Origin of the sequence: Bacteroides gallinarum DSM 18171 = JCM 13658 (assembly GCF_000374365.1) — a bacterium.
GTDB lineage: Bacteria > Bacteroidota > Bacteroidia > Bacteroidales > Bacteroidaceae > Bacteroides > Bacteroides gallinarum.
Window position 1 is genome coordinate 1 of record NZ_KB894200.1, and the last position, 7,825, is coordinate 7,825.

General features: G+C 43.3%; 7 protein-coding genes and 1 rRNA gene. All 8 read left to right on the plus strand.

Going from position 1 to position 7,825, the window contains the following annotated elements:
- Positions 1-80 precede the first annotated feature (80 nt).
- The 8 genes from rrf to C233_RS0121755 all read left to right on the plus strand — a co-directional run bounded on the left by rrf (position 81) and on the right by C233_RS0121755 (position 7,436).
- Positions 81-191, plus strand: a 5S ribosomal RNA gene (gene rrf / locus C233_RS0121720).
- Positions 192-1,446: 1,255 nt separating this feature from the next.
- Positions 1,447-2,031 carry a YceD family protein gene (locus C233_RS0121730; RefSeq protein WP_018669571.1) on the plus strand — a complete coding sequence of 195 codons (585 nt, stop codon included), beginning with the start codon at positions 1,447-1,449 and terminating at the stop codon, positions 2,029-2,031.
- Between the two features lie 12 nt (positions 2,032-2,043).
- Positions 2,044-2,229 carry a 50S ribosomal protein L32 gene (gene rpmF / locus C233_RS23945; RefSeq protein ID WP_004288267.1) on the plus strand — a complete coding sequence of 62 codons (186 nt, stop codon included), beginning with the start codon at positions 2,044-2,046 and terminating at the stop codon, positions 2,227-2,229.
- A 120-nt stretch (positions 2,230-2,349) separates the two neighbouring features.
- Entirely contained in the window at positions 2,350-3,354 is a 1,005-nt protein-coding gene (locus C233_RS0121735; protein WP_018669572.1) for a beta-ketoacyl-ACP synthase III, read from the plus strand.
- Between the two features lie 87 nt (positions 3,355-3,441).
- Positions 3,442-4,323 (plus strand): GTPase Era, encoded by an 882-nt coding sequence (gene era / locus C233_RS0121740; RefSeq protein ID WP_018669573.1) that lies wholly within the window; start codon positions 3,442-3,444, stop codon positions 4,321-4,323.
- A 45-nt stretch (positions 4,324-4,368) separates the two neighbouring features.
- Complete coding sequence (gene der, locus C233_RS0121745) at positions 4,369-5,682, plus strand: ribosome biogenesis GTPase Der (RefSeq protein WP_018669574.1); 1,314 nt, start codon at positions 4,369-4,371, stop codon at positions 5,680-5,682.
- 171 nt (positions 5,683-5,853) lie between these two features.
- Entirely contained in the window at positions 5,854-6,780 is a 927-nt protein-coding gene (locus C233_RS0121750) for a sensor histidine kinase (protein WP_018669575.1), read from the plus strand.
- Between the two features lie 11 nt (positions 6,781-6,791).
- A complete protein-coding gene (locus C233_RS0121755; protein WP_018669576.1) occupies positions 6,792-7,436 on the plus strand; it encodes a response regulator transcription factor in 645 nt (214 codons plus the stop codon).
- Positions 7,437-7,825: the final 389 nt, after the last annotated feature.

Below are 7,825 nucleotides of genomic sequence, written 5' to 3' on the forward strand. Positions count from 1 at the left end.
GTGGGTATATACGTTCAGTGTTCCGTTCTTTTTTTAAGAGCGGTGATTGCTTTACTTTTTTTACATCATGTCTGTCTTATTCAGGTGACTATAGCACTGAGGTTCCACCTCTTCCCATTCCGAACAGAGAAGTTAAGCTCAGTCACGCCGATGGTACTGCGTAACAGTGGGAGAGTAGGTAGTTGCCGTTTTCTGAAGCCCCTGTATTCCGGAATAGGATACAGGGGCTTTCTGTTTTGGTACCCTAACCACACACATCATCACCACACCACACGCCCCTCCCTATCATCACATCACGCCCCAACACGTCCCACCACCCACATCACTCACCGCCACATCACACGCCTCCCCTACACATCACACACTACCTGCCACACGCTCCAACATACGCATACAGATACCTATCATACCCACACCACCCATTCTTTGCTACTGAAAAAGCTCACTGTGCTGTTGTGCCTCTTTTTTTCTATGCAGCTTTCTTTGAAGGATTTATTTCTGTACTGTTTGTTTCCGTGCTGCTGCTCTTGCCTGCGGGGTGTTGTTACGTTGCAGTCTGTTCCTTTCTTGTATATGAAGAACAACAGGTATAAACTCGCTGTTGGGATTGTAGGGAACTGTGTGGTATTACGGTTTCCATACTGTTCATTTTATCTCCCTTTGTATGTCTTGTTGGGACAGACCTTTGAATTTGTTTTGACGACTGGTATAGCCTGAGTACACGACAGTGTAATTCTTGAAAATCTTATCCTTGCCTGAAACTACGGTTCGCTTTGTCGGATTTTATCCAGTTTATGTATGTGGTATGGTATGGTGAGAGGGTTTCTACATGGTTTGTTTCTGTATTCTACTCTTTGGGTTGCTCTTGCACATGGGTAAGCAGGCATTAATGAGGTATGAGGCTAAAATCTTACTATGCCATATCGTTTTTCCTTTCGGTTACAGACTTTCCTGTTTCTTCTTTCTTTGCTCTTTTCGTTTTATTATGATGTTGTGTCTCTTTTTTCTATACCGCTTCCTTGAAGGATTTATTTCTGTACAGTTTGTTTCCGTACTGCTGCTCTTACCCGCGGGGTGTTGTTACGTTGCAGTCTGTTCCTTTCTTATATATGAAGAACAACAGGTACAAACTCGCTGTTGGGGTTATAGGGAACTGTGCGGCATCATGGTTTTCATACTGTTCATTTTATCTCCCTTTGTATGTCTTGCCGGGACAGACCTTTAAATCTGTATTGATGACTGATACTGTCTGACTGCACGGCAAGGGAAGGTGTTGGAGTATATAGTATTACGATGTTATAATGTAACCGGATAAGCCTCTATTTAATGATGTTACTGCCGGTTAGGGAGGGTGAAATGAAGATAAATAATGAATATTTTGGACTAAATACTACATAATGAGGATAATTATTTGTATCTTTGTCGCCCGAATAAATAAAAGAAGCTTTGGGAAAGTTTGATAAATACAAAATAGATTTGAAAGGTATGCAATCGGATTCATGTAAATATGAATTTGTGTTGGATAACCTTTTCTTCGCCAATATTGATGGACCTGAGGTTCAGAAAGGTAAAGTCAATGTTGTGTTGGTTGTAAAGAAAACATCTCGTGCTTTCGAATTGAACTTTCAGACGGACGGAATTGTATGGGTTCCATGCGACCGTTGTCTGGATGATATGGAACAGCCTGTCTGCTCTACGGATAAGCTGTTGGTAAAGTTTGGGCATGAATATGCCGAGGAAGGTGATAACCTCATTGTTATTCCGGAGGAAGAGGGAGAAATCAATGTGGCATGGTTCATGTATGAGTTTGTGGCTTTGGCTATTCCGATGAAGCATGTACATGCTCCGGGTAAATGCAACAAGGCAATGAGCAGTAAATTAAGCAAGCACTTGCGTACGACTCCGGATGATGAAATGGATGAAGAAGCTTTTTTGCCGGATGAAGAGGACAATGGGCTTGTAAACGATGATACGGATACGGCGGTAGACCCGCGTTGGGACGAATTAAAGAAAATATTAGATAACAATTAAAGATTAAAGAAAATGGCACATCCTAAGAGAAGACAGTCAAAAACAAGAACTGCAAAGAGAAGAACTCATGATAAAGCAGTAGCTCCTACATTGGCTATTTGCCCGAATTGCGGTGAATGGCATGTATATCACACTGTATGTGGTGCATGCGGCTACTATCGTGGTAAGCTGGCAGTGGAGAAAGAGGCTGCTGTTTAATTTGGCAGTTTGACTAAAGTTATACTTGAATATCGGGCGTCTAAAAAGATTTGTGGCATTGAATGAACAAACCTTTTTAGACTGCCGTTGTTTAAGTGTTTTTATAAGCAAGCAAGATTAATGGAAAAAATAAATGCAGTAATTACAGGAGTCGGTGGTTATGTACCGGATTATATCTTGACGAATGATGAGATATCAAGAATGGTAGATACTAACGACGAATGGATTATGACCCGTATCGGAGTTAAGGAAAGGCATATCCTGAATGAAGAGGGATTGGGCACATCGTACATGGCGCGTAAGGCTGCAAAGCAGTTGATGCAGCGCACCGGTTCCAATCCGGATGATATCGATTTGGTGATTGTGGCTACTTCTACTCCAGACTATCAATTCCCGTCCATTGCATCTATCTTGTGCGATAAGCTGGGGTTGAAAAATGCTTTTGCATTTGATATGTCGGCTGCTTGCTGCGGTTTCCTTTATATGATGGAGACGGCTGCAAACTTTATTCGTTCGGGTAGATATAAGAAGATTATTATCGTAGGTGCTGACAAGATGTCGTCGATTGTGAATTATACCGACCGTGCTACTTGCCCGATTTTCGGCGACGGTGCAGCGGCATTTATGTTGGAGCCGACAACGGAAGAGGTAGGTGTTATGGATGCTATGCTGAGAACGGACGGAAAGGGTCTGCCTTTCTTGCATCTGAAGGCCGGCGGTTCTGTTTGTCCTCCTTCTTACTTCACGATAGATAATCATATGCATTATCTTTATCAGGAAGGACGTACGGTATTCAAATATGCAGTATCGAATATGTCGGATATAAGCGCTGCTATTGCAGAGAAAAACAACCTGACTAAGGATACTATCGATTGGGTGATTCCGCATCAGGCTAACTTGCGTATTATTGATGCTGTGGCGCATCGCCTGGAAGTTCCTCACGAAAAGGTGCTGATAAATATCGACCGCTACGGTAATACGAGTGCCGGTACGCTTCCGCTCTGTATTTGGGACTTTGAAGATAAACTGAAGAAGGGCGACAACCTTATCTTCACGGCATTCGGTGCAGGATTTACCTGGGGAGCCGTTTACGTGAAATGGGGATATGACGGAAAGAAACAGTAATGCACCGTTACTGATAAAATATGATAAAAAACGCATCCTATTTCGATTCGATGCGTTTTTTTGTCTCAATTCAAATACGTGAAAGTTATGCATAAAGCAGGTTTTGTCAACATTGTAGGAAATCCCAATGTAGGTAAGTCTACATTGATGAATGCATTGGTAGGGGAGCGTATTTCGATAGCTACCTTCAAGGCGCAGACTACCCGTCACCGAATTATGGGCATATATAATACGGATGATATGCAGATTGTGTTTTCGGATACGCCGGGTGTGTTGAAGCCTATCTATAAGTTGCAGGAGTCTATGCTGAATTTCTCCACTTCGGCACTGACGGATGCGGATGTATTGCTGTATGTGACGGACGTAGTTGAGACACCGGACAAGCATAATGACTTTGTGGAGAAGGTAGGCTGCATGAAAGTACCGGTGTTGTTGCTTATCAATAAGATTGATTTGAGTAACCAGGAAAAGCTGGTGGAATTGGTGGAAGCATGGAAAGAGTTGTTACCGAATGCGGAGATTATTCCTATTTCAGCCGCCACCAAGTTTAATGTGGATTATGTGATGAAGCGGGTAAAAGAGCTGCTGCCGGATTCTCCTCCTTATTTTGATAAGGACCAGTGGACGGACAAACCGGCACGTTTCTTTGTGAACGAGATTATCCGCGAGAAGATATTGTTGTACTATGACAAAGAAATACCCTATTCGGTAGAGGTTGTTGTAGAGCAATTCAAGGAAGAAGAAAAGAAGATACATATCAGTGCTGTGATATACGTTGAGCGCGATTCACAGAAAGGTATCATTATAGGTAAGCAAGGGAAGGCCTTGAAAAAGGTGGCTACTGAAGCTCGCCGTGACTTGGAGAGGTTTTTCGGGAAAACGATATTCCTGGAAACATATGTAAAGGTTGATAAGGATTGGCGTAGTTCGGATAAGGAGTTACGTAACTTTGGCTATCAGCCGGACTAATATTCATACGACTGTGATAGTCGCAAAAAACAAAGAGTGTAACCTATGGGAAATTTAGTTGCAATCGTAGGACGTCCCAATGTGGGAAAGTCTACATTATTTAATCGCTTGACTAAGACGAGACAGGCTATCGTAAACGAAGAGGCAGGAACGACGCGCGACCGCCAGTATGGTAAATCAGAGTGGCTGGGGCGTGAGTTCTCGGTTGTGGATACCGGTGGCTGGGTAGTGAATTCGGATGATATTTTCGAAGAGGAAATACGTAAGCAGGTATTAATGGCTGTGGATGAAGCGGATGTGATTTTGTTTGTGGTGGATGTAATGAACGGAGTAACGGACCTGGATTTGCAGGTAGCTTCCATTTTGCGCCGTGCCAAGAAGCCTGTTTTGTTGGTTGCCAACAAGACCGATAATAATGAGTTGCAATATAATGCTCCTGAATTTTATAGCCTGGGGTTGGGAGACCCGTATTGTATTTCTGCCGTAACGGGTAGCGGTACGGGAGATTTAATGGACCTTATCGTTGGGAATTTCAAGAAGGAATCCGATGAAATCCTGGACGAGGATATTCCCCGTTTTGCGGTTGTAGGACGCCCGAATGCGGGAAAGTCTTCTATTGTCAATGCTTTTATCGGCGAAGACCGTAATATCGTGACAGAGATAGCGGGAACGACACGCGATTCAATCTATACCCGTTACAATAAGTTCGGTTTCGATTTCTATCTGGTGGATACGGCCGGCATCCGCAAGAAAAACAAGGTGAGCGAAGATTTGGAGTATTATTCGGTAATCCGTTCTATCCGTTCGATTGAAAACTCGGATGTTTGTATTTTGATGTTGGATGCTACGCGGGGTATCGAAAGCCAGGATTTGAATATTTTCTCGCTTATCCAGAAGAACTTCAAGGGATTGGTAGTCGTTGTCAATAAGTGGGATTTGGTGGAAGATAAGACTGTAAAGGTGATGAAAACTTTTGAGAATGCCATTCGCAATCGTTTTGCTCCTTTTGTGGACTTTCCGGTTATCTTTGCTTCTGCGTTGACAAAACAGCGTATCCTGAAGGTGTTGGAGGAAGCGCGTACCGTGTATGAAAATCGTATGATACGCATACCGACCGCTCGCCTGAATGAAGAGATGCTGCCGCTTATCGAAGCTTATCCGCCTCCTGCAATCAAGGGAAAGTATATTAAAATCAAATATATTACGCAGTTGCCGAATACGCAGATTCCGTCTTTCGTTTATTTTGCCAACCTGCCGCAATATGTGAAAGAGCCGTACAGGCGTTTTCTCGAGAATAAGATGCGTGAGAAATGGAATCTGACCGGAACCCCGATAAATATATATATACGACAGAAATAAACCGGTTGATATATACTGGATAAACAGTTAGAAGACTGGCTCATCACTGAGCCGGTCTTTTTTGTTTTTAAATAAAGAAATATCAACAAACAATAGGCTGGTATGAATATTATCGTTATATTTGTCTACACTCTAATAGTTACATAAATGAAGCTGCTCGGGACATTATGTATGCTTTTGTTGTTCTTGCCGGTAAAAAGCCGGCAGGCGGATGAAGCTGGAAATGTCTCTGTGTTATATTGCCAGTCTGTTACCTTACAAGACGAATATCCTGCCGTATCCCAATATTTTTATGAGGAGAAGGAACAGCAGCGCTTGCTGTATCGCCGTTTGTTGTATGCTTCTGTTCTGGGATTGCTCATTATATTTCTGTTAATGTTATTGTATGCACGGCAGCGGCAGAAAGTGCGCATCGTGAAGCTGGCGCAAGCTGCCAGTGAAAAGGAGCGCCGGTTCCTTGCTTTACAGAAAGAGACGGAACTTCGTTTGGCACGTAAGTATATCGATGGCTTGGAGAGCGAACGGGAGCGGATAGCAAAAGAACTGCACGATGATGTCTGTAATAATCTGCTGGCATTTGAAATGAATATGTATTCGTTGCCTGAAACGGGTAATGCAACTATTTTGAACGAACAGTTGGAGCGCTTGAAAGAGACTCGAGAACATTTGCGGAATATATCGCATGAATTGATGCCACCGGCTTTTCAATATGCCACTATCGACGAGATGCTTGCCGATTATGCACAGCATATCGTATTGCCCGGGAAAGTGAAGGTAGAGTACCGTTCTACCGGGGGAGTGGACTGGAAGCAAGTTCCGCAGGAGATAGGTTTTGAATATTACCGTATCGTACAAGAGGCCGTCGGTAATGCGGTAAAACATGCGGATGCCGCACATATCCGCATAGAATTATCGTTGGAGGGCAGGTGTCTTTCGCTGTCGGTGTCGGACGACGGAAAGGGTTTTGTTCCTGACAAGAAAATGAAGGGAGTGGGGTTGCGTACAATCCGGCAACGTGTAAAAATTATAGGAGGAAAAATGAAGTTGGACACCATGCCGGGAGCAGGTGTCCGTATGGAAGTGTCTGTTTATATTTGAAAACGCTACTTATGAAGGAGAGAGTTAAAGCGGAGATTTTGGCAGTCGATGACCATTGCCTGATATTGGAGGGGATTAGCAGGATAGTGAATAAGATGCCTGATGTTGTAGTAGCGGATGCTGTTACATCGGGCAGGGAGGCTTTGGAACTGATTGCCGGACGCAATTACGATGCGTATATTCTGGATGTGAGTATGCCTGATATGTCCGGTTTTGATTTGATAATGGAAATTCGTGAATGGGATGCAAACGCTCGTATCATTGTCTATACTATGCACGAGGAAATCTGGATTATAAACAGGCTGGTGCAGTGTAAGGTGAATGCGGTTGTGCTGAAGTCTTCGACGGCATCGGATTTAGTCGGTTCCATACGTAGCGTGTTGCGGGGTGAGCCGTATGTTTGTCCGCGTTTTGCTTCTATCCGTAAGAAGTTGCATTGTATGCCGCAATCTAAAGACATCCCTACAAAACGTGAGCAAGATGTGTTGCGGGCTGTGGCAAAAGGGCTGAATACGCACGAAATAGCCGGATTATTAGGCATATCGGAAAATACTGTGGAAACTTTTCGTAAAAAATTGATAAGTAAGTTCGGGGCGAAAAATGCGATAGACCTAGTTGTGAAGGCAGTTTCGCAGGGTTGGGTCAGTGTGCCGTGAACAGGAAAATAGTATTATAACGGTTTTCCGTTATTTTTTTATCGAATAGTTTGGCTAACTTTGTATCCGTAATTGAAATTGTTGCTGCATTTTGCGGCAGCAATAAAATAGGGATATTCAGTAAATGTCCCTAAAAATCAAGATGGCATATGAAGATGATAGAGCATACTCACTTCATATGCCATTTTTATAGTCCTATTCCTGTAATTTCTCACACAATCTTACCCTACAAGACATGACGCTCGGGAAGAAGTCTGAAGACATCTTCTGCCTCTGCCTGTAAAATCATATCATGCCGCTTTCACCGTCCTGTTCCTGATCTTGTCTATCATCAGTACGGCATTTGCCGTATGTATTCCAAAGAAAATCCACAGGATTTCCGTCTTCCT

Coding starts and splice junctions, on each gene's coding strand:
- rpmF (WP_004288267.1), top strand. CDS start 2,044: ATGGCACATCCTAAGAGAAGACAGTCAAAAACAAGAACTGCAAAGAGA.
- C233_RS0121735 (WP_018669572.1), top strand. CDS start 2,350: ATGGAAAAAATAAATGCAGTAATTACAGGAGTCGGTGGTTATGTACCG.
- era (WP_018669573.1), top strand. CDS start 3,442: ATGCATAAAGCAGGTTTTGTCAACATTGTAGGAAATCCCAATGTAGGT.
- der (WP_018669574.1), top strand. CDS start 4,369: ATGGGAAATTTAGTTGCAATCGTAGGACGTCCCAATGTGGGAAAGTCT.
- C233_RS0121750 (WP_018669575.1), top strand. CDS start 5,854: ATGCTTTTGTTGTTCTTGCCGGTAAAAAGCCGGCAGGCGGATGAAGCT.
- C233_RS0121755 (WP_018669576.1), top strand. CDS start 6,792: ATGAAGGAGAGAGTTAAAGCGGAGATTTTGGCAGTCGATGACCATTGC.